Raw genomic sequence first — 26,228 nt, forward strand, 5'->3', positions numbered from 1 at the left:
AAATACCTGGAAAAAGAATCCTTTTGCGCTGGCTGTGCCTCTATGAAGCCGTCACCAGCACAACAGGAGGATGTGTCCCTATGTTCTATCTCAAGCGGAATCTGCCCACCCCGGAGCGATTGATTCGCGCTTCCCTTGGGCTCTGCACAGCCGCCGCTACAGCAACGTGGGCGACGACGTGGGGCATGATTGCCGGCTACGCGGCCGCAGCAATTCTTGCGGGCACAGCAGTTGTCGGCTTTTGTCCGGCCTGTGCGCTTGTTGGAAGAACGCCAATAAAGAACTGAAATGATGCGTGCGTCTGATGAGCTTATTGAGGCGGCTTGCGCCGGTAACGAGGCTGCAATTTCTCGACTGCTGGCAGTGTGTCAGCCCGATCTAAAGCGGTTTGCGAGACGAACGTGCACCAATAGCGAGGACGCCGAAGACGCCGTGCAGATCGCCCTATGGCGGGTGTCTCGAAAAATTGGCGCGCTACGTACGGCGGCGGCCTTTGCGAGCTGGCTATTCCGTGTCGTCGAAAGGGAATGCTACCGATTCTTTACCAGGGGAAAAGGGTCCATTCCCTTGTACGAGGCCGATTTGGATGCTGTTCAGGCACCGATGATCCCAAGAGATCTGCGAACGGATCTCACCAACGCAATCCAGACGCTTCCAAAGAACTATCGCGAGGTTCTCATCTTGCGCGATGTTGATGGACTGACGGCGCCGGAGGTGGCGGCCGAGCTAGGGGTGACCGTTGAAGCCGTCAAGAGCCGACTGCATCGTGCCCGGTCCATGGTGCGCGAGAAGCTTGTCGCAAGCGGATACTGGAATTCGGCAATGGATTCGGAAAATGAACGGTAATTGAAAACGGCAGCCATCAATGATGAATGAATACCAGTCGCCCAAGGACTTCCAGAACATTCCAAAGCTTCTTGCCCTTGCGAAGGAAGAGGGCAACGCTTTTATGGCCTTCGATCATGCCGCGAAGCGCGCTGATGGTCTCATTCCGCCCAAGGTCAGGGAGTTCATCTCGCTCGCCGTTGCGCTGACGACGCAGTGTTCGTACTGCCTTGATGTCCATACGAAGGCAGCCAAAAAGGCCGGCGCTACTGCTGAAGAACTCGCAGAGTTGATTTCAATTGCAGCAGCGGTCCGGGCCGGCGCAACAATGGGACATGGCCTGATGGCGATCCGCCTCTTTGAAGAGGCATAAAACCATCCACAGTCAGCGGCACCTGACGTCGTACCCCGCCACGCGTGGGAGAGCGTCCTCGCCGACGGTGGTCACGGTCAGCTTGCCTGCGGGCCCAACGTAGTTGAAATCGCAATAGGCCAAGCCCGTGCCGGCGCAGGAGTTGGCCTCGCCGATGCCGCGCTTGACCAGCGCAGCCTGACGAGGCTCCGGGCTGGCGCCACCCTTCACAGGCTTCCAGCCCTTGTCGGCGAGCGCCTTGCGCGCTTTGTCGATCGGCATGTTGTAGACATTCGGCACGTGGGCGCGACCCTGGCAGACGGCATCCTCGTCGGCCACCTTGCTCAGGCGCAGCGTGCCATCGCCGTCAACCCGCAGGTCGCCGACGGGCAGAGGAGAAATGTCACCATCCCACACGCGCACGGCGCCGCCTTCCAGCGGGGTCAGTGCGCCAATCGCGGTGTCTTCGGCTGATTTGCCGTAGGCCAGCGCGACGAGCTTGTCGTTCTGAAACACCGCTACGTTGCCTTGCGTGACGTTGCACGTGCCGCTGGTCGCGGCCTGCATCTGGCCGGCAAAGCTGACAGCGCGAAAGGCGCCAAGCGGTACATCGGCCATTACCGCCCAGCCTTGCGCGGCCACTTGTTTCGCGGCCGGCGACTTTGGCTTGATGACAAGTTGCGGGCAACTGTCGCGGTCACTGGCGTCGCCACCGGCCTTGGGCAAGTTGGCAATCGCCTTCATGCGGATGTCTTTCAACTCAGACACGACCCGAAGCGCTGGCACGCTCGTTTGCGCGGCAGCCTGCAATGTGAGCGCGAGACCGAGCGTCAGCGCCGTGCCATGCAGGACGTTTGAGGCGATGGTGCTTGTGAAGGCGGAGAAGGAATTGCGAGGCTGCATACGAGGGAATGACGAGCGGCAGTTGAAGAGGCCTTCCAGACCCGACGTGTCACGGCGGTGCCCGGTGTTGCGGGAACGGAGTCGCTGCATCGAGCGACTGCGGCGGCGAATATTAAGAAGCAGAAACACATCGGCGTTGCTTCTATACCAGCATGGCGCGGATTCTGCGCTCCGGATTCTAGTCAAGATAGATCGACTGGTACATCGCCTGCAGCCTGCGTTTAATCTCTCGCGAGCGCATCTCCATCGGTGCTTGCCGATGGACAAAGGCATCGGAGGCTCCAAGCTCCGGCAAGCCTTCGCAATGTCCTCTATGCGCTGCACACGCCGATAGGGCAGCTGTTTTCTGCAGCATTGGCCAGTTTCGCCATTGCCTGCCTTGCTGAACGAAGCGCTTTATCGCCCATCTGAGCGGCAAGTTCTGCTTTGGCCGCAGTCCACACCGGGAGCGCATCCGCGACAAGCCGACGCCCAGATGCCGTGAGCGCCAACTGCTTTCCAGCCCGGCCGCGTCCGCCGGTGGCCTGGAGCAAATCCCGGCTTTCCAGATTCTGGACAGATCGGCTGAGGGTCGTGGGGTCGACCCCGGCCTTATCCGCCAGCTCGACCAGCGTCGTGCCCTCGGCTTCACCGATTCCAACCAAGAGGCTGAACTGCTCCGCCGTGAGCCCGAGCGGCTTGAAACAGGCGTTGTAGTAACGCGTGAGCGCGCGCGCCGTTGCGCGTGCCTGGAAGCCCGGACACTCCGCTGCCACGTTCTTCAAAGCTTCTGGATCAAAACCCTTCATGTCTACTCCGTTTGACAATCGCACCTGGCATCAATACTGTATATGCATTATTTTGGAGCCACAATGCCAGCATACGTACACGTCAATCTACGCATCATCGACGCGGCCAAGCAGGCGGCGCTTGCTCCGCGCTTTCAGGCTGCGCTGCAAGACGCGGGTGGGCGAATCCTGCATTTCGGCCCTGTCGCGCGGGTTCTGGAGGGGGACGAAGATCCGTTGCCGATGGCTGGTGTGTTCGAGTTCCCCACGCTGGCCCAAGCGCTGGCTTTCTACAATTCCGAGACCTATGCGCCGATCAAGGCCGATCGGCAGGAAGCCCAGCAAGCGCGGATGTTCATCGTCGAATCGCAGTCGTGACAGACCGCTTCCGGTCGGGAGCGCACGTTCTCGGTACGCTCGAAACATGCAAGCCATTGCAGAGGACGCCCAAGCTGCGCCTCGTCGGTCGGCAAGGCAACAAGGGGACACGGAAACACAACGCAACACGCCCACCGCGTGCACAAGACACGGGCGGGCGCATCGCTGGCTGACCAGTGAACCGTGAAGGCGGCGAAGGCGGTGAACCAACCCGCCCACCCAATTACTTCAACCGCGCCTTCAGCTCTTCGCTGGCTTGATGCAGCGCTGCACGGGTTGCCGGCACGCCGGCCAGCGCATTGAGCAAGCCGAAGTCGTGAATCATGCCGTTGTAGCGCGTGGCGGTCACATCCACACCGGCCGCGTCGAGCTTGCGTGCATACGCTTCCCCTTCATCGCGCAAGACATCCTTCTCGGCGGTAATCACCAGGGCGGGCGGCAGCCCTTCAACTGAGCGGGCGTGGCCAGCAGCGGCGATGCGTAGATCTCCTGGCGCTGCGCCGGATCGGTCGTGTAGGCGTTCCAGAACCACTGCATCATCGGCTTGGTCAGGAAGTGCCCCTGCGCAAACTCGTCGTACGAAGCGTTCTCGAAGCTGGCATTCGTGACCGGCCAGAACAGGACTTGCGTGCGCAGTGCGGGCGTGCCGTGCGCCTTGGCCATCAGGGCCACCACGGCCGCCATGTTGCCGCCCACGCTGTTGCCGGCAATCGCCAGCCGCTTGCCGTCTACGCCGATCTGCGCACCGTTTTCTGCCACCCACTTTGTGGCGGCGTAGATCTGGTTGATCGCCACCGGATACCGCGCTTCGGGCGAGGGCGTGTAGTTGACGAAGACGGCGACGGCGCCGGAGTCGGCCACCAGGTCGCGCACAAAGCGCTCGTGCGTGGGGAAGTCCCCTAGCACCCAGCCCCCGCCGTGAACGAAGATGAAGCCGGGCAACGTGCCTTTCGCGCCGGCCGGGCGCACGATCGTCAGGCTGATCGGCTTGCCATCCACGGTGATGGTTTTCTGGCTGACGTCGGCGGGCGGCAGCGACACCTTGCCGCGGCTTGTGCGCTCACCAGCACGGCGCGGGCATCGGTGGGTGACAGGGTTTCCAGCGGCTGTCCACCGCCGGCGGCCAGGGCATCGAGGAATGCCTGGGTGTTGCGCTCCACGCCTGGGCTGCCCGCAGCAAGGGCAACGCTTGCTGCCACGGAGAGCAGGGTGCCGGCGGCAAATTTGGTCATGCGGTTCATGGCTGGGCCTCTAATGGGTTGTCGTGGGAATGTTGGGGAAGGGCGTACGGCTTAGATCAGGCTCAGGCGTACGTCGATGTTTCCGCGCGTCGCGTTCGAATAGGGGCAGACGATGTGGGCGCGGTCGATGAGCGTTTGCGCTTCGGCCGGGTCCATGCCGGGCAGGCTGATCTTCAGATCGACTTCAATGCCAAAGCCGTTCGGAATGACGCCGATGCCAACGCTGCCCTGCACGGACACATCCGCCGGCACGCGGATCTTGTCGCGCGCACCCACAAACTTGATTGCGCCGAGGAAACACGCGCTGTAGCCAGCGGCAAACAGCTGCTCGGGGTTGGTGCCTTCGCCGCCGGCACCGCCCAGTTCGGTGGGCGTGGTCAGGCGGACGTCGAGCCGGCCATCGTCAGTGGTGGCGCGGCCATCGCGGCCGCCGGTGGCACGAGCATTGGCACGGTAGAGGATTTTTCGATCGACATGGTGGTTCTCCTGAGAGGGGTGGTGGTGCAGGCATCGGCTGTCGAGGCTGATGCCGAGTTGCTTACGATTAAATAGCACGCTACTTAATCAGTTTAAAAAAACGAGCGCGATCAGGCGCCCGTCGGGCATACGTGTGTGCTCAGGCGGCGTTCTTGAAGAGCCGTCCTCGCAATGCATTCAACTGTGTGCGCAGTTCTTCCAGCTCGCCGGGCGCACACTCCATGGCCGTAGCCATGCATGCCGGCACTTTCTCGGCCCGCTTCTCCAGCGCCTTGCCGGCCGCCGTGAGCGAGATGATCACCCGTCGTTCGTCCTCGGCCGAGCGCTGCCGCTCGATCAGCCCCGATGCCTCCAGCCGCTTCAGCAGCGGAGTGAGCGTGGCGGAGTCGAGGAACAGCCGCTCGCCGATCTGCGACACCGTCTGGCTGTCTTGCTCCCACAACACCAGCATGACGAGGTACTGCGAGTACGTCAGGTCCAGAGCCTTGAGCAGCGGCCGATACGCTTTGTTAATCCCGATCATGGCCGAGTACAGCGCAAAGCAGAGCTGCTCGTCCAGGGCCAGGTCGCGGCGTGCGGGGGAAGGCTTGCGTGTGTTCATGGAGGGAAATATATATAGCGCGCTATTGAATTGCAAGCTAATTTTTTAGATGGGTTGTTCAGGGGCGGTGGGAGCCAAACCTTACTTGCCGCCGCGCGCTATCCGCTCGTACTGCAGACGATCAATTTCGTCCCCGTACCGCAGCGCATCGTTAAAGAGGCGGCTGTCATGCGGCACGGGTTCTGAGGATTCGCGCTCCCCATAGAAGCAAACGTAAATCTTCCTTGCCTGATGCTCCCATCGGAACATCACCTCCTCAAAGGGATAGTCGATATAGACATCTCGACCGTCGAACGTAGGGCCTTTGTGAACTGGCATGCGGACTCCTTTTGCGAACGGGATGGTCGTAGGCGATGGCGGCCATTGTCGGTCGAACGCCTGTGATGAGGCCCGGACCGTATCACGCTATCCTTCCAGCCTCTGATGACGACAAGGAGGACCACATGATCAAAGTGACCGTGATGTACCCCTACACCGAAGGCGCGCGCTTCGACCACGACTACTACCGAGACCGCCACATGCCGATGGTGAAGGCGAAGCTGGGCAATGCCTGCGCGTACTACACCGTCGAAAAAGGTCTGGCTGGCGGCGCGCGGAACGCCGCCTGCGTTCGTGGCGATGTGCGCGTTGATCTGCGATTCGATCGAGGGCTTCCAAGCCGCCATGAAAGAACACGGCGCCGAGATCCTCGGCGACATCGCCAATTACACCGACATCGCACCGGTGCTTCAGTTGAGCGAGGTCGTGGTCGAGCGGTCGGATCGTTGAGCGCTTTGACGGCGCTGCAACCAATCACAATGGACTGACGCGTTCCCGGGAAGGGGCGCATCCCCGCTGAGAATTGTTGAGTTGCCTCGGCAAGACCCCTTCCATAGACTCCGCCCCTGGCAACTTAAGGGGAGGCTCCTCCCTCTCTAGTCGTCCATGCAGTCCTAGCTAGCCCCGGCCACCCGTCCCGGCCGGGGCTCTTTTTGTCAGACGGCATGCTGATGCTGCATCGGCGTCAGCTCGCGTTTGCCTTCCAGCGTGCGCTCTGCGGCCTAAAATGGGGGCCCGCCCACAGATGACGACCTCTCGCATGACGACGAAACAACGCGTTTCCACTGTGCTGCTTTGCGCGCTCGCTTGGATCGTCATCGACCAGGCGACGAAGGCCCTATTCAAGCAAATGCTGACGCCCGGCGAAGTCGTGTCATTGCTTTCCGGAAGCCTTCTGGTTCTACCTACCTATAACCACGGTGCGTTCCTCAGCCTCGGCGCAGGAATGTCGGACGCGACGCGCAATGTCGTCTTCATCTATGGCGTCCTGGCAATTCTGGTCGGCCTGTTCGTGTGGGTGCTGCGCTCGCCCAGGCTCGGCCGCACGGACGTCATTGCGGCAGCCTGCATTCTGGGCGGAGGGCTCAGCAACCTGTTCGATCGTTGTGTCTACGACGGCCGGGTTTTCGATTTTCTGAACATCGGCATCGGGCAGTTGCGAACCGGTGTATTCAACGTCGCAGACGTGGGAATCATGCTCGGCGTGGCGCTCCTTCTATTCCGTGGCGCAAAACGCGGGCCCACTTTGCCTGGGGCTTCGACGGCTTGAGGAATGCAGGCCGCAGCGGGCTGGCGCCTGCCTTGGATGCCGTTTTAGTCGCCAATGTGAGCAGACGCACGTGCAGCATGCGGGGGCGGGTACACCCACCGTGCCCGTGGGCGCAAGTCTTGCGATGCGGGGGCATCCAACATGCTCCCGGGGCAAGCCATGCGATACGTCCTCCTTGTCTGTGCCGTTGCCGCGCTCGGTGTCAGCGGTTGTCATCGTGAGCGATACCCAATCGAATGTCCGCGCGCCGGGGCAAGCCGAGTCTTCAAAGACGAAAGTTCTGGAAGCAGGCGCCGCTGCGCTGCAGGACAGGCCACCCGTCGAGGCCATCAACGCCTACTTGGACGGCTTCCATTTCTATAACGGCCGGCCGAACGTGCAGATGGAGGCGCATCACTACTGCGCGATCGTCAACGAGGATGTCACCCAATGCACCATCTACGACGGCAACGTCAAGAATGCGAAGTTGATGGGCGTGGAATACATCATCAGCGCAAAGCTGTTCGCCACGCTGCCTCCCGCAGAGAAAGCCTTGTGGCACAGCCACGTCTGGGAGGTGAAATCCGGGCAGCTCGTCGCGCCTGGGATTCCCGAGCCGGCAGAAAAAGAACTGATGAAGAAACTGGTCGGCACATATGGCAAGACATGGCACACGTGGCATACCGATCTCGACAAACAACTGCCGCTCGGCGTTCCTCAATTGATGATGGGTTTCACGGGGAGGGCCAGGCGAATGCAGCGATGGTTGCCGAGCGAGACAAGCGCATTGGCATCGACAGTGCCGAGCGGAAGAAGGACCGTGCGGATATTCCCGCGCCGCCGGTCAATCCTGCAGCCAATGGTTGGCAGCGGGGCAACGCGTTTCAAATTGCTGATCCCACGGGAAGCCAGCACGCTCACGAGTCCGCCACCGCGGGCGCCGGGGCCAAGGCGCCGGATGTGAACGCCCGGGCAAACCAGAAGCGGACTCCATAGGCACCGCGCCGCCTGCGGCGCGGGAGATCGGCTACGTAGGCCGCCCAATCCTGCGCCGCCCCAGGCCCTGACTCGCCCCAGAGACGCCCCTATTGCCTGCACATCCGGCGCAGGGTAAAAATCGCGCTATCGTCGCCCAATCCCAACCGGGAGTCGCGCACCCATGGACCAACCAGCCAAGCTCAATGCCGATTCCCTGGGCATCGTCGAATCGGTGATCATGGGCATCGCCGGCACTGCCCCGGCGTACAGCATCGAAATCACGACATCCACCATCATCGGCACGGCTGGCACGCAGTCGCCGGCGAGCATCCTGGTGTGCGGGCTGATCATGTTTGGCATCGCGTACGCGTTCATCAACATGAACCGCGCCATGGCGAGTGCCGGCACGTCGTATTCGTGGGTGAGCATGGTATTCGGGCGGGCGCTGGGCTTCCTGGCCGGCTGGGCACTGCTGGTGCTGTGCTGCGTGTTCATGGTGTCGGCCATGATTCCGGCGGCAAATGCCACGCTGCTGATCTTTAACCGGCCCATGATGAACAACGTGCACTACGTGACGCTCATTGCGGCGGCATGGCTCACGTTTGTCAGCGTGGTGGTCGTCAAGGGCATCAAACTGACCAGCTACGTGCAGGTGCTGATGACGATTGTCGAGGGCGTCATCCTGCTCGCGGTCATCGTCGCGAGTTTCATCGTGTTTCCGCGTGCGCCCGCGCATCCGTTCTCGTGGGTCTGGTTCTGGCCGTTCGCCTTCACGCCCAAGATGTTCGCCAACGGCGCGCTGGTGGCGATCTTCTTCTTTACGGCTGGGACGTGACGATGAACCTCAGCGAAGAGACGCGCGACGCCAACCGCACGCCAGGCCGTGCCGCGTTCTGGTCGATGGTGTTCCTGATGGCGTTCTTCCTCGTCTTCATCGTCATCACGCAGCTTGGCCTGTCCGATGCCGAGATCCAGCACTACAACACGAACATCATCTTCGCCATTGCCGAGAAGCTGTTTGGACCGACGTGGGGCTACGTCGCGATCGTCGCGGTGTTGCTCAGCACGGTGGGCACGGTCGAAACGCAGATGCTGCAGTTCACGCGCACGCTGTTTGCCAAGAGCCGCGACGGCGCACTCCGCGCGCTATGCACGTCTGCATCCGGTCTGGCGTACGCCCCACATCGCCATCTTCTTCATCTGGCTGACGGGGCTTGTGCTGCTGTTCGTGTCGTCTTACCTGCCGACAATCAACGTCATCCTGCAGGATTCAATTACCGCCATCGGTTTCCAGATCTGCTTCTACCTAGGGCTCACCGGGTTGGCCTGCGGCTGGTACTACCGGAAGGTGCTCACGCAGGGGCCGTGGGTGGCCATCACGCATGTCATCTGGCCGGTGGCAAGCGGGCTCTTCCTTTTCTTCATCGCGCTCTACAGCATCCCGACCTTCGATTGGGTCACCAACGTCGTGGGCATGGGCGGCATCGCCATCGGTGTCATTCCGCTGCTGCTGAACCGCAAGAAGATCTGGCTGGCGCGTTCGGCGTGAGCCGGCGCGACAACACCCGCTCGCCAAGCACCCGACGCCAAACTGGCGCGTCGGATGCTGTCAGGTCGCGCCGGCGCTTCCGGCTACCGCTTCTCAAACCTGCGCCATCCCCCATCCACGAACAACTCGATGCCGTTGATAAAGCTGGCGGCGTCCGACGCAAGAAACGCGACGGCCTTGCCGACTTCGGACGGCTCGCCCAGGCGGCCCAGCGGCACCTGCGCGGCGAGGAAGTCGAACAGGCCCTGGCGCGTTTCATCCGAGGCCAGGCCGCCCAGGCCGGGCGTGCGAATCGGGCCCGGGCTCACCACGTTCACGCGGATACCGCGATCCTTCAGATCCATCACCCACGAGCGGGCGAAGTTGCGCACCGCCGCCTTGCTGGCGCTGTAGACGCTGAAGTTGGCCGTGCCTTGAACGGACACCGTGGACGACGTCAGGATGATCGACGCGCCGTCGGTCAGCAGCGGCAGCGCCTTCTGCACCGTGAACAGCACGCCGCGCACGTTGGTGCCGAAAATCCGGTCGAAGTGCTCTTCGGTGATGGCGCCCAGCGGCATCATGTCGCCGCCGCCGGCATTGGCGAACAGGATGTCCAGCTTGCCGGCCACCTTGGCGATCTGGGCATAGACGGCGTCGAGGTCGGACAACACCGATGCATCGGCGCGCAGTGCGGTGGCGCCCGCGCCGATCTCTGCGACGGCGGCATCCAGTTCCGCTTGGCGGCGCCCGGTGATGAATACCCGCGCGCCTTGGGCAGCGAGTTCCTTGGCGGCGCCAAGGCCGATGCCGCTGCTGCCGCCGGTGACGAGTGCGATCTTGCCTTCCAGTTGCTTGCTCATGATGTGCTCCATGTCGTGATTTCAGGTTGGGATGAATGACCTTGCGGCGGGTTCTTTCATGCCTTGCTTCGCTTTACGTGGCGCCGTCGCGTTGGGCATGGAGGCACTTTAGGGCCAGCAAACTTTTCGAAAAAGCGCTGCAAATAGAATTACTATCCACACTTGTGGATAATTTGTGCGGACATTCGAATGGATCAACTCCTGGCAATGCGCTCTTTTGCGCGGGTGGTGGAAGCGGGCAGCTTTACGCGGGCAGCCGATTCGCTCGACATGCCCATCGCCACCGTCAGCAAGCAGGTGCAGGAGCTGGAGGCTCACTTGGGCGTGCGCCTGCTGCAGCGGACGACGCGGCGCGTGACGGTCACGCCCGAAGGCGAGGACTACTACGCCAAGAGCACGCGAATCCTGCGCGACCTGGAAGACATCGATGCGTCGTTCAGCGTCGCCCGCGGGCGGCCGCGCGGGTCGTTGCGCATCGATGTCGGCGGGTCGACTGCGTGCGACGTGCTGATCCCTCTGTTGCCCGAGTTTGCTGCGCGCTATCCCGAGATCAGGATCGACCTGGGCGTATCAGACCGCTCGGTGGATCTGATCGCGGACAACGTCGACTGCGTGATTCGGGGCGGCCCGCTGGACAGCGCGTCCCTGGTCGCACGCCACCTCGGCGATGCGCCCCTGATCACGTGCGCCACGCCCGGATACCTCAAGCAATACGGCACGCCGGCCTACCCCGATGAACTGAAGAACGGCCACCGGCTGGTGAGCTACGTCTTCAGCCAGACGGGCGGGCGGTTCCGTTTCGCTTCGAGCGCGATGGCGAAAAGACCGAAATCAAGGTCGAGCACCGCATCGGCGTGAACGAAAGCAATGCGCATCTGGCCGCATGTCTCGCGGGTCTGGGCATCGTGCAGACCTTTGGTTATGCGGCGCAAGCGCCAATCAACGACGGCACGCTGGTGGAGATCCTCAAGCCGTGGCGCCCGGCGCCCTATCCGTTTCACGTCGTCTATCCGCAGACGCGCCATGTCACGCATCGGCTGCGAGTCTTCATTGACTGGCTGGTGGAGGCGTTCCCGGCGCGGCTTGCGTGGGCGCCGAAGCGGTAATCGCGCGCATGGTCCCGATTACCGCTGTGGACATGTGGATATGTGGATAAGCACGTGAAGAACTTCAGGGACAACTGTGTTGGCTGTCCGGGGTCAGGTTGTCCACAGCACGGGAATAACTTGGGTGGTTGCCGAGAGGGTGGAGCGCGCTCGGCACGAGTCATCCACGCATCGGCACACGCTGTCCGATGGGTTGTGCAGTTCGCAAACCGTTGACGCGAAAGCGTTTTCCGCAGCTGTCCACAGAAACGATCCACCGTTATCTACTACTACTATTTTTATATACAGAAGAAATAAAGAAGACAGCACAGACGGGGCAACGCGAACGCCCACGTGCCTGATCGTTCGACGTGCGTGACGTCTGCTACGTGAACGCACCGGGTGCAGGCTGCGCGGTCATCACCAGATTGCGGCCCGCCGCTTTGGCGCGGTACAGCGCGGCATCGGCGGTCTCGACGAGCGTATCGATGGAGAGCGCGCCGTTGCCCGGCACGGACGTGGCGCAGCCGGCGCTGACGGTCACGTAGCGCGACGGCGCCGTTGCCTCCATGCGAAGGCGCAGCACGGCTTCACGCGCGCGTTCCGCGAGGGCCTGGGCTTCGTCTGCGTCAGTGGCGGGCAGGACGACGACGAATTCCTCACCGCCGTAGCGGGCGATGAAATCTGCCGGGCGGCGCACTACACCGGCCAGTGCATGTGCCACGGCGGCGAGGCAGGCATCACCCTTGAGGTGGCCGAAGGCGTCGTTATAGCGCTTGAAGTGATCGACATCGACCATCACCAGCGACAGCGGCTGTCCGCTGCGTTGGGCGGCGCCGATCTGGCTGACGATCTGCTCGTTGAAGTAGGCACGGTTGTACAGCCCCGTCAGCGCATCACGCACGGACGCCTGCCGCAGCGACACGTGCGCCTCGAACAGCCGCCGGTACAGCGCGGTCACTTCCCACACCAGCACGCAGACCAGCACGCCGGGCGCGAACATGCTGAACAGGCGCGCCACGTACCAGCCCACGGTAAAGCGGTCGGTGCTCAGCAGGTTGAGGGTGGTGTCGGTCAGGCAGGCCAGCGCCGCAATGGCCAGCCACACGTCGAGCACCGCGCGCAGGCGGCCGCTGGCCACCACAGTGAGCACGGCAATGGCGTTGATGGCCCACAGAACGACGGCGACAGGGTTGTCGCGATTGTTGGCATGCAGCGGCGGCGGCAGGTTGGTCAGCACGGCAAAGCTGCACAGCAGCACACCCACCACCACCGGCCCGCCGATCAGCAGCCACGCCCACAGCCTCACGCGGCCGGTGGCAATGGCGTCGCGCGAGAACCGATCGCGCATGAGCACCGCCACGATCACGAACAGCGGAAAGCCGCCGTGCCAGAACACCCACATCCAGCCCGCGCTGGTGGGGCGGGCGCCAAACAGGCCCGTCGGTGAAAACACGCCGGGGAACATCAGCAACTGGAGCGCGACCGCCAGGGCGGTAAAGGCATAGGCACCCCCAGCGCACCGAGCATCGGCTGCCGCGTAACGATGAACTGCGCGCCCAGCAGAAACGCCGCGATGCTGGCGGTAGTGAATACCGTCAAGGCGCACATCGGCATGAAGGGGTTGATCGCCGGCCATTGCAGGCCCGCACGTGGCGCGGCCACGGCCAGCGTCAGCAGGATCAGCAGCGCGATCGCGCCGGCAAGCGTCGCCTGCCGGCGTGTGGCCCGCTGAATGAAAGCTGTCCATCCACCCCCGGGGTTCGAGATTGTGCGTATCGGCCTGCTCGCGTGCCGTTTGCGCCTTTCATCATAGGCAGCGGCAGGCGGTGGGAAAAGCCTAGGCAAGGATCGAGGGAGCGGGGACATCGCTATGGAAGGCCTAAGTCGGCCGGCCCAGGCTCCGCAGGCGCGTTCCAAGGAAATTGAAGGAAATGTTCCGTAGTGTGGGCCGGGCATCTCACCGTTGTTGAATCATTCGGGCCCTGGGCCGCTGCTGTATGGAATCACTCAATCACACGCTGTTTCTCTGGATCAACGCGCCGGCCGACCCTTCGGCCACCACCGTCTGGCTGGCGATGGCCTTTGCCGAATACGCGATCTGGCTGGTGCCGCTCACGCTCGTGGCCGGCTGGCTGTGGGGCGAGCCCACCACGCGGCGCCAGGCCTTGCAGACCGGCGTGGCGGCCGCGTTTGCGCTGTCGATCAACGTTGCGTTCGGGCTGGCGTGGTATCACCCCAGGCCGTTTGCGATTGGCCTGGGCACCAATCTGCTGCCGCACGCACCGGATTCGTCGTTCCCCAGCGACCACTTGACCGCGCTGTGGACCGTGGCGTTCAGCCTGATGTGGAACGCACGCCTGCGGCGCGTGGGTGTGTTGCTGGCGCTGCTCGGCGTGCCGATGGCGTGGGCGCGCATCTACCTGGGCGTGCACTATCCGTTCGACATGCTGGGCGCGGCGGCCGTGTCGGCCTTATGCGCTTGGCTGTGCAGCGGGCGCGTGGCGCATACGCTGTCGGAACCGCTGCACCGCTTCGGGCTCGCCGTGCATGGCGTGCTGCTTGCGCCCTGCGTGCGGCGCGGCTGGGTGCGCAAGTAAGCGAGGCTCAGGCGTGACGGCGCCACGCGCGCCAGAACAGCACGAACGACAGCACCGTCGCCCCCACGTTGTAGAGCGTGGCCAGCGCGAACGCGTGGCCGTAGTGCGCGGCGTGAGTGGCCGCGTCCGCCGCCACCGCGCCATCCGCCCCATCCACCTGGCCAAGCAGCGAGAACAGCAGCACGCCCACCACCGTCACGCCCACCGCGTTGCCGACGGCCTGCATGGTCGTGACCGTACCGGCGCCCATGCCGGCCTGGGCGGTTTCCACGCCGCTCAGGATGGTGTTGAGCGACAACGGAATCACCATGCCCTGCCCAAAGCCGTTGAGCATCAGCGGCAGGATCAGCCAGACGGTACCCGCGCCAAGCTGCGCCATTGTGGCTAGCACGACCATGCCCACGGCGAAGATCGCCACGCCGAACAGCAACGCGCGCTGCCCGATGCGTTCTGCCAGACGGGGCGCCGTCAGCGAGCCGGTAAAGAACGCCATGGCGGCCGGCGTGAACACCAGCCCCGCGGCCAACGCCGACAGGCCGCGCCCGAACTGAAGCAGGATCGTCAGCGCCAGGAAGTACGAGCTGATGGCCGTGTAGAACAGGAAGATCGCCAGCACGCCCAGCACGAAGCTGCGGTTGCGGAACAGCGCCATTTCGATGATTGGGACGCGGCCCGCCGCCGACAGCGCCTGCTCCACGCGCACAAAGTGGCGGAACACCAGCAACGAGGCCAGCGGCACCACCCAGGACCACCACGGCCAGCCTGATTCGCGGCCTTGCATGATCGGCACCAGCAGCATCGCCAGCGCCACCGCGCCGGCCACGGCCCCGTGCACGTCCAGACGGGCCGCCACCGGCGCACGCGATTCGGCCACGAAGGCGCGGGCCGCCAGCAGCGCCGCAATGCCGATCGGCACGTTCACCAGAAACACCGCGCGCCAGCCCGACACGCCGGCCGCCAGCGGATGCGCAATCAGCCAGCCGCCGATGATTTGCGAGACCGACGCCGCCACGCCCTGCACAGCGCCCATGGTGCCGAACGCCCGGCGCCGCGCATCGCCGTCAAACAGCACGCGCAGCGAGGCCATCACCTGCGGCATCAGAATGGCCGCGCCCAGGCCCTGGCCGACACGCATGGCAATCAGCATCCACGGCGTGGTTGCCAGCCCGCACAGCGCAGAGGCGAGCGTGAACAGCGCCATGCCCGCCAGAAACATGCGCTTGCGCCCGAACAGGTCGCCCAGGCGGGCGCCGTTGAGCAGGAACACCGCATACGCCGCGCTGTAGCCGACCATCACGAGCTGGATTTCGGCAAAGCTGGCGTGCAGGCCTGCGCGGATGTCCGGAATCGCCACATTGACGATGAACAGGTCGAGAATGGTGACGAAGTTGCCGGTCAGCAGCGCCGCCAGCGCGGGCCAGTGCCGTTTGGCGGGCGCGGCAACGCCGCCGGCAGAAAGGGATTCCGTTGACATGGGGGATCTCGGTTATTAATATACGGTCGTACGTATACTAGAGAGCGATTGGCCCACGTCAAGGGCCGATTGTGTTGACCCCACTCACCGATAGGGCATTGCCATGAACGAAACCGACGGCCGACGCCAGCGTGGCGAACGTGCGCGCGCCCAGGTGCTCGAGCACGCCACCGCCATCGCTTCCACCGACGGGCTGGAGGGCCTCACCATCGGCCGCGTGGCCACCGACGCCGGCGTGGGCAAGGGCAATATCCAGGTGCTCTTCGGCGACAAGGAAACGCTGCAGCTCGCCACACTCGACGCGGGCGTGGTGCATTACCGCGCGAAGGTGGTGGAGCCCGCGCTGGCGCTGGAAAGCCCGCTTGCCCGCCTGCGTGCGCTGACCGACGGCTGGTTCGACTACGTGGCCAGCGGTGCATCGCCAGGCGGCTGCTTTGTCTGTGCGGCCAGCTACGAATACCGGGCGCGGCCGGGCGCGATCCAAGATCGCGTGCGCGGGCATCGCGAGGCAGTGCGCACGCGGTTTCGCGAGACGATCACCGCGGCAAAGGCGGCCGGTGAATTGCGCGCCGATGTCGATGTCGATCAGCTCGTCTTTGAGATCGAATCGTTTCGCTCCAACGCCAACGTGGCGTTTCTGATGGGCGACATGGAGGTGTTCGAGCGCGCGCGCCGCAGCACGCGGGCGCGTATCGACGCTGCGCTGGCCTGAGCGGAGTCGTCGGCGCGACGCGCAAGCAACGCCCCTGCGGCGCTTCAACGTTCCCCCGGCGCCACCTTTGGTTACACTTGTGCGCAGCATGGCGCACGGAGCGGCGCCAGCGAAATCACACTGAACAATCAAATCAAAAAACGCTGGGGGACGCATGACGATCCGAATGATCGCTGCGGTAGTAGGGGGTGCACTCGGGCTGGCCGGCTGTGGCACAACATATATCGAACCGCCGGCTGGGGCCAGCACAGCCACGGTGGACTTTGTCCGGCCCTCCGGCAGCACCAACCCGACCATCCTCGTCTTCGACGATGCCAAGTCTTGCAGTGGCGCGCATACCGCGCTCAAGGCTGCAGACCCGGTACGGCCGATCCGCGTGCTGGCCGGTGTGCCAACCGCGCTCGCAGCCAGATTTACCCGGGCTTCCGCCACGCTGGTCTATAGCTGCGGGGTTTCGGTCACCTTTGTGCCGCAGCGAGGCAAGCAATACAAGATGACGGCCAGCTATCCGACCAACGCACACGTCTGCCGTGCCGGCGTGGTCGAGTCTGACGACGGCAAATCGTGGCATCCCCTTAACGTGCGCTATCGCGTCTATCGCACCAACGTGTCGCTGGGCACCGGGACGTGCCCCGACCTGACCGACGCAGACGTGGCCTTCATGCGTGACAAGACGCGTTCCGAAGACGGCTCCACCACGCTCAGCGACCTTTCCGATTTGCTGACGCCGCAATGACGCACCGCACTGCCTTCATGATCCGCGCGCTGCTGGCTGCCACATCGGCATTGGCCGCGTTGCCGGCGGCCGCGTTGGAGCCGGCCGAAGTGTTCGCCAAGGTCGCGCCCAGCATCTGGGAAGTGCGCGTGTCCAACGCCGAGGGCCAGCCGCTGGCCCTCGGAAGCGCCGTGGTGATCGGCGACGGGCTGGCCGTGACCAACTGCCACGTGCTGCGCGGCGGCAAGCAGGTCACGCTCAAGCGCGGCAACGCCAGCTTTGGCGCGCGCCTGCTGTATCCCGACGTGCAGCGCGACCTGTGCCAGCTGCGCATTGCCGATTTCCACTACCCCGCTGTCAGCATCGTCCCAAGCAGCATGCTGGTGACGGGGCAGAAGGTCTACGCGATCGGCAATCCGCTCGGGTTTGACCTGACGATCAGCGAGGGGCTGATCTCGTCGCTGCGGCATGACGACAACGGGGTGCTGACCGCGATCCAGACGTCGGCGGCGATCTCGCACGGCTCCAGCGGCGGCGGCCTGTTCGACAGCAATGCGCGGCTGGTCGGCATCACGTCGCGCATGGTGTCTGCCGTCTACGGGCAGAACCTGAACTTTGCCGCGCCGGCCGAGTGGATCAACGATGTGCCGGCCCGCGCGCAGAAGGCGCTGGCCGAGCGCGCGGCCGCGGCGTCGGCGGTGTCGGTGAACACGGCTTCCGCCACGGCGGTGGCCGCCGCCGCGCCGCGGCCCCGCAAGCGCGGTGAACTCGGCCCGAAGTCGCAAGCCGGATTTGCAGAGTATTTGCAGAAGCCCTGGCCGAAGGTGTTCGTTGCGGCCGACGGCGACGCGTTCCGCTACGCGTGGGGGCAGAACGCCGAGTTCCGCGCGATGTCGTGGTGCGAGGAGCAGTATCGAAACTGTTCCGTCTACGCCCGAGACGACACCATCGTCGAGGCGAAGTAACCGCCGTCGCTGCGCGGGAATGCTATTAAGATGTCGGCCGGCCGCTGCAGCACCTTGATGGCGCTTTTGTGCTGCCAGTAAAACCCGTCGAAGAGGAACCTGCCAACATGAACTGGACCGCGACCCGACCGATCCGCGTGGTCGTGCTCGATGACCATGCGGTCGTCCGCCATGGTTTGGCTGCGCGCCTGAAGCAGGAGGCCGACATCGAGGTCTGCGGCCTGTTTGCCTCGGGCCGCGAAATCGTGCAGGCGCTCAAGGACAACAACCTTGTGGTGGATGTCCTGCTGATGGATTACTCGCTGGGCCCCACCGAGATCGACGGGCTGAACCTGATCCGCCTGATCCGTGTGCGCTATCCGGAATTGAAAATCCTCGTGGCGTCGGCGCATCACAACAAGGCGACGGTCGGCATGGTCATGCACGCCGGTGCTCGCGGGTTTGTGGGCAAGGAAGAGGAGTTGACGGAACTGGTGCGCGCCATCCGCACCGTGGCCACGGGCGGCAAGCGCTTGAATGCCGCGCTGGCGGCCGAGATGGAGCGCGATGCCCTGACTGCCGATGCGCCCGCGCCCACCGACAGCGGCACCCATCTCTCTGCGCTGATCGACCGCTCGGAACTCAGCCCGCGCGAGCGCGAAGTGCTGCGCTGCTGCCTCGAGGGCATGTCGGTCACGGACATCGCCGAGAAGTTCGCGCGCAGCATCAAGACGATCAGCTCGCAAAAGCAATCGGCCTATCGCAAGCTGGGTATCCGCACCGATACCGAGCTGTTCAAGATCAAGCACGAGCTTGAAGGGCAGTGAGCGCCGAGTCGCGCCGCGCGATGCCGTAGGCGCGGCTCACAACGTCGACGGTTGCTGCCGAAGCGCGAGCGCCTGATCCGCTCAGGCGTTATGCAGCACGCGCAGCAGCAGGTTCTCCAACTGCTTGACCTCGGTCTGTGAGAACCCACGCAGCAGGTGGTTCAGCACATCGATGATCAGCGGCCGGATCTCCGGATACAGCGCACGACCCTGCTCGGTCAGCGAGACCACCACCGAGCGGCGATCCGCATCGCTGGGCGCGCGCTTGACGATGTTCTTCTTCTCCAGCCGATCGATCAGCCGCGTCATCGCGCCCGGATCGTAATGCAGCAGGCGTGAAAGTTCGGCCGGCGTGGTGGCCAGGTCTTCCGCTAGGTAGATGACGACCGTCCACTGCGCGGCAGTCAGGTCCAGCGAAGCCAGGGCACTGTCGATGTGCGTCACCAACGCATGTCGGACCCGGTGCACGAGCCGACCGATGTTGGTATCGCGGTCCATGGTGTCAAGCTGGTAGGCGCCTTCCGTGGTGCTGGTGTCGGCGGCCTCAGGTGTCTGTACGTCGATGCTCATGGTGGTGCTCCCCGTTCTGCCGGTGATCCGGCTTGTAAGGCGCGCCGCGTTCCCGTAACGGTGGCGTGCTTCATTGCACACTAATCGTCGCTTGCCCAGGCCGTCAAGCCGGGATCGATACCGACGCGGATCGTCAAATCTCGTTGGATACCGCTGCAAAACGATTGCGGCTGCCAAGGGGCGGGGTGCTTCGTATCATGGTTGAAACGTCGACGCCGTAACCTACGCGCACCATGTGGCGCGGCGTGCTCGTCCTCCTCCATATTCCTTTTTGAACGCCATGGACCTCCACCTTCAGAACAAGCTCGCTCTCGTGACCGGCTCGACCAAGGGCATCGGTCATGCCATTGCTGTAGCACTGGCCACAGAAGGCGCCCGCGTGATCGTCAACGGCCGTACCCAGGCGTCCGTGGACGACGCGATTGCGCGCCTGCGCACCGAAGTGCCCGACGCCCAGGTCGAGGGCTTTGCCGGAGACCTGTCCAATCCCGTGCAGGCCGACGCGCTGCTTTCCCGCTTCCCCAAGGTCGACATCCTCATCAACAACCTAGGCATCTTCGAGCCCAAGCCGTTTGAGGAAATCGACGACGCCGCATGGCAGCATTTCTTCAACGTCAACGTACTCAGCGGGGCGCGTCTGTCCCGCGCGTATCTGCCGGGCATGCGTGCGCAGAACTGGGGCCGCATCGTGTTCATCAGCAGCGAGAGCGGCGTGCAGATTCCTGTCGAGATGATTCACTACGGCGTGACGAAGACCGCGCTGCTGGGCCTCTCGCGTGGCCTGGCCGAGCTGACTGCGGGCACGGCCATCACGGTGAATGCCGTGCTGCCGGGGCCGACGCGTTCCGAAGGCGTCGATGAGTTTGTCGAAAAGCTCTCCGGCGGCCAGAGCTTCGAAGCGTTCGAAAAGACCTTCTTCGAGACGGCCCGCCCAACCTCGCTCATCAAGCGTTTTGCCAGCACGCAGGAGGTGGCCAACCTGGTCGCCTATGTCGCGAGCCCGCTGTCCTCGGCCACCACCGGCGCCGCGCTGCGCGTGGACGGCGGCGTGGTGAAGTCGGCGTTCTAGAACGTCAGCCCTGACGAACGCACCATTCCGGCGCACGGCCCCGGCTTTTACGCTGGCCGTGCCGCTGGTGCATGCCGGCGGGACCAGCCGGCAGCGTGTCTGTTCACCCGTATCGTCAAGAACGCAGACCAGTCAGACCGAGCGTGTCCTCGCCCGTGTGTTGGCGGCATTCCTTCCACACCTTCGGAGTGATTGCCATGTCCCACTGCAAAGTCTACGGAACCAAACCGGATAACGGCCCGGGCCTGCTCGCCGCGCAAGCCGCACGCGATCGCGTCAACACGGCGCATGCCGCCTGGGCCGTTACGCTGGCCTACGACAGCGGCACGACAACTGCTGTCTACACCTCCGCAGTCGCCACGGTCGACAACCTGGAGAAGGCGTTCGAAGCGGAATTCCCGCAGTACACGGTGGTCGGCTACTGAGCCGCGTACGCCCGCCATGCGCCCCGAGGTGCCCCGGCGGGCACGCTGCGGCCGCAAACATTGCAATCGGACGGCTGCCCGACACAATAAAAGTCGGATCGACTTTCGAGGACCGGATGCACGGCAGGCAGGAGGCGGGCAAGAGTCGGGTGTGGCGGTGGCCGACGTGGCTGGTTGCCACTGCGTTGGCGTTCGGCGTTGCGACCGCTGTTGCACAGCCGTCGACGACGTCCGCTTCGGCTAGTCCGCAGATCGCCTTCTACTACGGCCGCAATGTCCCCGTGGCTGAACTGCAAGCCTTCGACTGGGTCGTGCTGGACCCGGCCACGGCTGGAAGTTTCGATCCGAAGCAGCCATCGCCCACGCTGTGGTTCGCCCGTGTAGACCTGACGCAGCAGACCGAAGCAATGCGCGCCAGCGCGTGGCCCGCCAATGTGATCGACCAGGTTTTGCGCCGCTGCTGGCGCAAGGCTATGCGGGCTTCCTGCTGGATGGGCTGGATGCGCTTCAGCACAGCGCGCCCGACGCGGGCAACCGCATTGCGGCACTGGCCCAGGCGCTGCACGCCCGCGCGCCGCAGACCAAGCTGCTGGCCGGCGGCACGGCGTGGCTCGAGACGCTCGCACCGCAGTTGTCAGGCGTGGTGACGGCAGGGCTGGTGCGTGAGCGCACCAGCGGCGAGGGCTTGCAGGATGTGGCCGATGCCGACCGCACTGCGCGCGTTGCCACGCTGCGCAACATCGGCGCGCAGTTCCACCTGCCGGCGGTGGCGCTCGATTACTGCGCCAACTACAACCGGGCCTGTCTGCGCGAGACCGCCAACGTGGCACGCGCAGCGGCGTCAGCGGCTACGCGACCGCCGGACGCCGACTTCATCGGTATCGGCCGCCTGGAGGTGATGCCGCGCCGCATCCTGCTCGTCGAGCCGCAGGAGCCCGGCACCAGCACCAACACCGCGCCGTCGGTGCTTTATCTGGCCATGCCGATCAGCTATCTCGGCTACCGCGTCGAGTTTGCCGACGCCAACAAGCCGTTGCCGGCCGTCACGCCCGACCGCTATGCGGGCGTCGTCACGTGGTTCGATGGCATCGCCTCCCGGCCGGGCGCATGGGCGGCGTGGCTTCGGCGGACGATGGGCGCCGGTGTGCGTGTGGCGATGTTCAACCAGTTTGGGCTGAACATGGATGCCCACGGCGCAGATGTTCGATCTGCAAGCCGTGCCCGGCACGGCAGGGCCCCTTGCCGTGGTCTCGCGCGATCCGATCATGGGTTTCGAATTGCATCCCCATCCTGACCGGCGCATGGCCGTGGGGGTGCAGGTTGATCCGGGTGTGGCGGGGGCGCAGTCGCTGCGGCTCTCGGCCGGCAGCTACGCCTACGACGCGGCGGCCATCATGCCGTGGGGCGGTTATGTGCTGCAGCCGTTTGGCGTATTCCGCATGCCCGAGGTCGATCAGGCGCGCTGGGTGATCCAGCCGCTCGATTTTCTGCGCCGCGCGTTGCAGCTGCCGGCCATGCCCGTGCCCGACACCACGACGGAGAACGGCCGCAGATTGATGACCGCGAGATCGCCGGCTCCATCCAGTACATCAACACGAAGCTGGCGCCGCCAGGCAAGCGCGTGAAGGTGCTGCTGTGGAGCGGCAACGGCCAGGTACGAGCTGGACGGCCGTGGCACCGCTTGGCGTGGACAAAGGCGATGGCCTGTTCCAGGTCTTTGCGCCCGACCAGAACGAGAACATCTACACCAACCTCTGGCACGGCCCGTATTACGGGTTCTCGCGGGCCATCGAAACGTTCGAACTGACCGACAAGCCTTATCGCTTCAAACCGATCGGCATTTACTACCACATGTATTCGGGCACCAAGCTGGCTTCGCTTACCGCCTTGCGGCAGGTGTACGACTGGGCGGTCGCCCAGCCGGTCATGCCGATCTACGCGTCGGACTACATCCGCAAGGTGCTCGACTTCCGCTCCATCGCCGCTGCGCGTGACGGCGATGCCTGGGTCGTGCGCGGCAATGGCGATCTGCGCACCGTGCGCCGGGCCGGCTCCGGTGTGCCGCGTCTTGCGGATGCGCGCGACGTGGCGGGCTACGCGGCGGGTCCGGGTGGTACGTATATCCATCTGACCCGCGGCTCGGCGCGCTGCGCTCGACAACGACGGCCCAACGCTGCCATACGTGCGCGAGGCCAGCGGCCGCGTGTCGAACTGGCGGCGCAGCGCGGACGGCCGTTCCTTGTCCGTCGATGTCGCCGGCTATGTGCGGCCGTTCATTCGCTTTGCCAACGCCGCCCGCTGCCGCGCCACCGTGAAGGGCGCGACGTGGGCGCCGCGCGCGGGGCTGACTGGCGCATCGAACTCGGCGCCGGCAACCCCGCTAGCTCATGCCTCAGCATGTCGAGCTGACCTGCGACCGGTGACGTCCGGGATGGCAGACAGATGTCTGGTTTATCAGACAAAGCGGTTTGTAAAACGTTTGCGCTCAAGCTTTTGCGGGTCGATCCGTTGTTAACTCGACTGACGACCCCCAGGAAAAAAGCATGAGAGCGTCTGCGCCCTTTCTGAAGTTTCACAACGTCCCACAAGCCTCGGTACCCGTCTGGCTGTGATCGGCCTGATCGCGCTGGTGGCGGTATTCGGCATGTTTGCGCTGGCCAACTCCGCAATCGAGCCTGCGCATGCTGGAGGCCAATACGCAATCGGCCATGCATGACCAGGAGGCCGCCATGCGCGACATGATCGGCCTGTTCGACGGCACCATGCGCACCGAGGCCGACCGGTTCCTGACCGCCTTTGCCGACGCCGCGCCCGGCCCCTACAGCGTGGACCCGGCGCAGACCGTGCAAGTGGCGGGCAAGCCGACGCCCACCTTCAAGAGCGGCGACACGGTGCTGAACCTCAATTTCACCGTGCCGGACAAGTTCTTCGCGCGCACCGGCGGTACGATCGCCACCGTGTTTGCCCGCACCGGTGACGACTTTGCGCGTGACCACCTCGCTCAAGAAGGAAAACGGCGAACGCGCGATCGGCACGCTGCTCGACCGCGCTCACCCGAGCTACAAGGCGCTGATGGCCGGCGAGCCGTTCCGCGGGCTGGCGTGGCTGTTTGGCGTGCCCTACATGAGCAAGTACGAGCCCGTGCGCGATGCGTCGGGCAAGGTCATCGGCGCGCTGTACGTGGGTGTGGACGTGCGCTCGGAACTGGCACTGCTCAAGGACAAGATCCGCTCGCACGGTATCGGCAAGACGGGCGGCTATTTCGTCATCGACGGCAAGCCCGGCGCAGACCGGGGCAAGGTGCTGATCGACCATGCGCAAGACCGCGAAGGCAAGAACCTGCTCGACGCCAAGGACGCCGACGGCCAGGCCTGGGTGCGCGAGATGATCGCGCGCAAGGACGGCACGCTGCGTCATGTGCTGGCCGACACGGAAGGCGGCACCGCGCGCGAGCGCCTGACCGTCTTCACGCAATACCCGGATTGGCAATTGCTGATTGCCGGCACGGCCTACGTGGATGAGCTCAACGCCGATCTGGTGGCCGCCCGCAACCGGTTCCTGTTGCTGGGGCTGGCGCTCGGCGCGCTGCTGGCGGGCGGCTTGTACTGGATGCTGCGCCGTGCCGTGAGCACGCCGCTGGCCGAGGTGGTGAACGTCGCGCAGCGTGTGCAGCAGGGCGATCTCACGCACCGCCTGCCCACCACGCGCCGCGATGAGATCGGCCAGGTCATGCGCGCCGTCAACGGCGTCGGCGACGGCCTGTCGGGCATCGTCGATAAGGTGCGCGCCAGCGCCTCGACCATCGCGTCGAGCACCGGCCAGATCGCCGCCGGCAATGCCGATCTTTCCGTCCGCACCGAAGCGCAGGCCGGCAGCCTGGAACGCACCGCATCGAGCATCGAACAACTGGCCGCCACCGTGCGCCAGAACGCCGAGAGCGCCCACCACGCGCACGACATGGTGCAATCCGCCAGCGAGGCGGCCAATGCCGGCGGGCAGACGGTCGAGCGGCTGGTCGGCACCATGTCGGGCATCCACGCCACGGCGCAGAAGATTGCCGACATCACGGGCATCATCGACGGCATCGCGTTCCAGACGAACATCCTGGCGCTGAACGCCGCCGTGGAAGCCGCCCGCGCGGGCGAACAGGGCCGCGGCTTTGCCGTCGTGGCCGGCGAGGTGCGCAGCCTCGCCCAGCGCAGTGCCGCCGCCGCCAAGGAGATCAAGGAGTTGATCAGTCGCTCGGTCGAAGAAGTGCAGGCCGGTAACGAGGCCGCGCGCGGCGCCGGCGATGCCATGCAGGACATCGTGACGCGCGTTGAGCGCATTGCCGGCCTGATGGGCGAGATCAGCCACGCGTCGCGCGAACAGTCGCAAGGCATCGAAGAGGTCAACCGCGCGGTCACGTCGATGGACGAGGTCACGCAGCAGAACGCCGCGCTGGTCGAGGAAGCCGCCGCCGCGGCCGAAAGCCTGCGCCAGCAAGCCCAGGAGTTGCGCGGCGCGGTGGATGTGTTCCGGCTGACCTGACCCGGCAAGATGTCATGAATTGATGATGTGGCGTTGCAATCGGTACAAGGTTTGGCGGGCAATCGTGCAAACCTGTACCGCGCGGAACCCGATCCGCACCGGTGACTCGCAGCATGGAACCCCGCTCCGTCACCGCTCGCCATGTCCACCGCAGATCAAACCTTCCATCCTGTCGTCGCCATTGACGACCACCCGATCGTTCTCGAATCCATTCGGGCCCTGCTTGCCGGATCGCCGCATCTGCAGCTCGTCGCCACGGCGGCCGATGGCGCGCAGGGGCTGCAGCTGATCCGCTCCGCGCGCCCGAAGCTCGCCATCGTCGATATCAATCTGCCAAACCTGGACGGGCTGGAACTCGTGCGTCGCGTGCGTGCGCAGCGCCGCGATATCGGCCTGGTCGTCACGTCTGCCCAGACCACCGGCAACGAGGCACGGCTCGCTTTCCTGGCAGGCGCCAACGCCTACGTGCCGAAATCGGAAGCGACCTCCGTGCTGACGGCGGCGTTGTTGCTGGCGGCACGCGGCTATCTGTCGTTTCCCGCCTCAGCGATGGGGCCGTCGGAAGGCGCGGGGCTTGCCACGCTCACTCAGCGCGAAATGCGTGTGAACCAACTGCTCGCCGAAGGCCATCGGAACACTGAGATCGCCAAGCGCCTCGGCATCTCGCCCAAGACGGTGTCCACGTTCAAGCACCGCATCTCAAGGAAGGTCGGACTTCCCGATTGATCCATCGGCACAATTCACGGGCAAAAAAAGAGACCGCTGTTTAGGGCGGTCTCTTAAAGTCGATATGAAGC

At 64.4% G+C, this 26,228-nt stretch carries 22 protein-coding genes and 7 pseudogenes; 19 read left to right on the top strand and 10 right to left on the bottom strand.

Annotated elements, in window-relative coordinates; translation table 11 throughout:
• The first annotated feature begins 80 nt into the window (after positions 1-80).
• The 3 genes from OWR21_RS02445 to OWR21_RS02455 are packed head-to-tail and all read left to right on the top strand — an operon-like array spanning position 81 to position 1,198.
• Positions 81-287 carry a YgaP-like transmembrane domain gene (locus OWR21_RS02445; RefSeq protein WP_332394523.1) on the top strand — a complete coding sequence of 69 codons (207 nt, stop codon included), beginning with the start codon at positions 81-83 and terminating at the stop codon, positions 285-287.
• A 4-nt stretch (positions 288-291) separates the two neighbouring features.
• The gene (locus OWR21_RS02450) at positions 292-846 is read left to right on the top strand and encodes an RNA polymerase sigma factor (protein ID WP_332394524.1); all 555 of its coding nucleotides are present in this window, start codon (positions 292-294) and stop codon (positions 844-846) included.
• Between the two features lie 19 nt (positions 847-865).
• Positions 866-1,198 carry a carboxymuconolactone decarboxylase family protein gene (locus OWR21_RS02455; protein WP_332394525.1) on the top strand — a complete coding sequence of 111 codons (333 nt, stop codon included), beginning with the start codon at positions 866-868 and terminating at the stop codon, positions 1,196-1,198.
• Between the two features lie 12 nt (positions 1,199-1,210).
• Here the strand turns inward: OWR21_RS02455 and OWR21_RS02460 are convergent, their stop codons facing one another.
• Positions 1,211-1,945, bottom strand: coding sequence for a PASTA domain-containing protein (locus OWR21_RS02460; RefSeq protein ID WP_332394526.1), 735 nt, complete (start codon positions 1,943-1,945; stop codon positions 1,211-1,213).
• A gap of 446 nt (positions 1,946-2,391) precedes the next feature.
• Positions 2,392-2,868 (bottom strand): MarR family winged helix-turn-helix transcriptional regulator, encoded by a 477-nt coding sequence (locus tag OWR21_RS02465; RefSeq protein WP_332394527.1) that lies wholly within the window; start codon positions 2,866-2,868, stop codon positions 2,392-2,394.
• Between the two features lie 63 nt (positions 2,869-2,931).
• Here OWR21_RS02465 and OWR21_RS02470 point away from each other — a divergent pair, with 63 nt between their 5' ends.
• Complete coding sequence (locus tag OWR21_RS02470) at positions 2,932-3,225, top strand: DUF1330 domain-containing protein (protein ID WP_316891704.1); 294 nt, start codon at positions 2,932-2,934, stop codon at positions 3,223-3,225.
• 223 nt (positions 3,226-3,448) lie between these two features.
• Here OWR21_RS02470 and OWR21_RS02475 read toward each other — a convergent pair.
• The 4 genes and pseudogenes from OWR21_RS02475 to OWR21_RS02490 all read right to left on the bottom strand — a co-directional run bounded on the left by OWR21_RS02475 (position 3,449) and on the right by OWR21_RS02490 (position 5,862).
• Positions 3,449-4,466 (bottom strand): annotated as a pseudogene (locus tag OWR21_RS02475) (alpha/beta hydrolase).
• A gap of 51 nt (positions 4,467-4,517) precedes the next feature.
• Positions 4,518-4,973, bottom strand: coding sequence for an organic hydroperoxide resistance protein (locus tag OWR21_RS02480; RefSeq protein ID WP_332394539.1), 456 nt, complete (start codon positions 4,971-4,973; stop codon positions 4,518-4,520).
• Positions 4,974-5,082: 109 nt separating this feature from the next.
• Positions 5,083-5,544: a MarR family winged helix-turn-helix transcriptional regulator gene (locus OWR21_RS02485; RefSeq protein WP_332394529.1), complete on the bottom strand. Its 462-nt coding sequence runs from the start codon at positions 5,542-5,544 to the stop codon at positions 5,083-5,085.
• Between the two features lie 81 nt (positions 5,545-5,625).
• Positions 5,626-5,862 carry a hypothetical protein gene (locus tag OWR21_RS02490; protein ID WP_147215550.1) on the bottom strand — a complete coding sequence of 79 codons (237 nt, stop codon included), beginning with the start codon at positions 5,860-5,862 and terminating at the stop codon, positions 5,626-5,628.
• Positions 5,863-5,987: 125 nt separating this feature from the next.
• Here OWR21_RS02490 and OWR21_RS02495 point away from each other — a divergent pair.
• The 4 genes and pseudogenes from OWR21_RS02495 (at position 5,988) to OWR21_RS02510 (ending at position 9,638) form a co-directional block, all read left to right on the top strand.
• Positions 5,988-6,312 (top strand): annotated as a pseudogene (locus OWR21_RS02495) (EthD family reductase).
• 310 nt (positions 6,313-6,622) lie between these two features.
• A complete protein-coding gene (lspA, locus tag OWR21_RS02500) occupies positions 6,623-7,132 on the top strand; it encodes a signal peptidase II (protein ID WP_332394530.1) in 510 nt (169 codons plus the stop codon).
• 217 nt (positions 7,133-7,349) lie between these two features.
• A complete protein-coding gene (locus OWR21_RS02505) occupies positions 7,350-8,075 on the top strand; it encodes an OBAP family protein (RefSeq protein ID WP_332394531.1) in 726 nt (241 codons plus the stop codon).
• Between the two features lie 195 nt (positions 8,076-8,270).
• Positions 8,271-9,638: pseudogene (locus tag OWR21_RS02510) on the top strand (APC family permease).
• A gap of 83 nt (positions 9,639-9,721) precedes the next feature.
• Here OWR21_RS02510 and OWR21_RS02515 read toward each other — a convergent pair.
• The gene (locus OWR21_RS02515; RefSeq protein ID WP_332394532.1) at positions 9,722-10,480 is read right to left on the bottom strand and encodes an SDR family NAD(P)-dependent oxidoreductase; all 759 of its coding nucleotides are present in this window, start codon (positions 10,478-10,480) and stop codon (positions 9,722-9,724) included.
• 189 nt (positions 10,481-10,669) lie between these two features.
• Here OWR21_RS02515 and OWR21_RS02520 point away from each other — a divergent pair.
• Positions 10,670-11,586 (top strand): annotated as a pseudogene (locus OWR21_RS02520) (LysR family transcriptional regulator).
• Positions 11,587-11,950: 364 nt separating this feature from the next.
• On the opposite strand, the pseudogene OWR21_RS02525 reads toward OWR21_RS02520, so the two are convergent.
• Positions 11,951-13,315 (bottom strand): annotated as a pseudogene (locus tag OWR21_RS02525) (sensor domain-containing diguanylate cyclase).
• 250 nt (positions 13,316-13,565) lie between these two features.
• On the opposite strand from OWR21_RS02525, the gene OWR21_RS02530 reads away from it, so the two are divergent.
• On the top strand, positions 13,566-14,165 hold the full coding sequence (locus OWR21_RS02530; protein WP_332394533.1) for an undecaprenyl-diphosphatase: 600 nt from the start codon (positions 13,566-13,568) through the stop codon (positions 14,163-14,165).
• Positions 14,166-14,172: 7 nt separating this feature from the next.
• On the opposite strand, the gene OWR21_RS02535 is transcribed toward OWR21_RS02530, so the two are convergent.
• The gene (locus OWR21_RS02535) at positions 14,173-15,639 is read right to left on the bottom strand and encodes an MFS transporter (RefSeq protein WP_332394534.1); all 1,467 of its coding nucleotides are present in this window, start codon (positions 15,637-15,639) and stop codon (positions 14,173-14,175) included.
• Between the two features lie 103 nt (positions 15,640-15,742).
• On the opposite strand from OWR21_RS02535, the gene OWR21_RS02540 reads away from it, so the two are divergent.
• The 4 genes from OWR21_RS02540 to OWR21_RS02555 all read left to right on the top strand — a co-directional run bounded on the left by OWR21_RS02540 (position 15,743) and on the right by OWR21_RS02555 (position 18,837).
• Complete coding sequence (locus OWR21_RS02540) at positions 15,743-16,351, top strand: TetR/AcrR family transcriptional regulator (protein ID WP_316877064.1); 609 nt, start codon at positions 15,743-15,745, stop codon at positions 16,349-16,351.
• Positions 16,352-16,505: 154 nt separating this feature from the next.
• Positions 16,506-17,087, top strand: a complete 582-nt coding sequence (locus OWR21_RS02545; protein WP_316891690.1) for a hypothetical protein — start codon at positions 16,506-16,508, stop codon at positions 17,085-17,087.
• Positions 17,084-18,031, top strand: a complete 948-nt coding sequence (locus OWR21_RS02550; RefSeq protein ID WP_442968594.1) for a S1C family serine protease — start codon at positions 17,084-17,086, stop codon at positions 18,029-18,031. Before OWR21_RS02545 ends, OWR21_RS02550 begins: the two co-directional genes overlap by 4 nt.
• A gap of 107 nt (positions 18,032-18,138) precedes the next feature.
• Entirely contained in the window at positions 18,139-18,837 is a 699-nt protein-coding gene (locus OWR21_RS02555; protein ID WP_147218970.1) for a response regulator transcription factor, read from the top strand.
• Positions 18,838-18,918: 81 nt separating this feature from the next.
• Here OWR21_RS02555 and OWR21_RS02560 read toward each other — a convergent pair whose 3' ends face one another.
• The gene (locus tag OWR21_RS02560; RefSeq protein ID WP_147218967.1) at positions 18,919-19,407 is read right to left on the bottom strand and encodes a MarR family winged helix-turn-helix transcriptional regulator; all 489 of its coding nucleotides are present in this window, start codon (positions 19,405-19,407) and stop codon (positions 18,919-18,921) included.
• A gap of 280 nt (positions 19,408-19,687) precedes the next feature.
• On the opposite strand from OWR21_RS02560, the gene OWR21_RS02565 reads away from it, so the two are divergent.
• The 5 genes and pseudogenes from OWR21_RS02565 to OWR21_RS02585 all read left to right on the top strand — a co-directional run bounded on the left by OWR21_RS02565 (position 19,688) and on the right by OWR21_RS02585 (position 26,157).
• The gene (locus OWR21_RS02565) at positions 19,688-20,476 is read left to right on the top strand and encodes an SDR family NAD(P)-dependent oxidoreductase (RefSeq protein WP_316891689.1); all 789 of its coding nucleotides are present in this window, start codon (positions 19,688-19,690) and stop codon (positions 20,474-20,476) included.
• Positions 20,477-20,673: 197 nt separating this feature from the next.
• A complete protein-coding gene (locus tag OWR21_RS02570) occupies positions 20,674-20,901 on the top strand; it encodes a hypothetical protein (protein WP_332394535.1) in 228 nt (75 codons plus the stop codon).
• Positions 20,902-21,017: 116 nt separating this feature from the next.
• Positions 21,018-23,324: pseudogene (locus tag OWR21_RS02575) on the top strand (hypothetical protein).
• 120 nt (positions 23,325-23,444) lie between these two features.
• Positions 23,445-25,431: pseudogene (locus OWR21_RS02580) on the top strand (methyl-accepting chemotaxis protein).
• 141 nt (positions 25,432-25,572) lie between these two features.
• Entirely contained in the window at positions 25,573-26,157 is a 585-nt protein-coding gene (locus OWR21_RS02585) for a response regulator transcription factor (RefSeq protein ID WP_316891684.1), read from the top strand.
• The last annotated feature ends 71 nt before the right edge of the window (positions 26,158-26,228 follow it).

The sequence above is a fragment of the Ralstonia sp. 1B3 genome, from assembly GCF_036631435.1.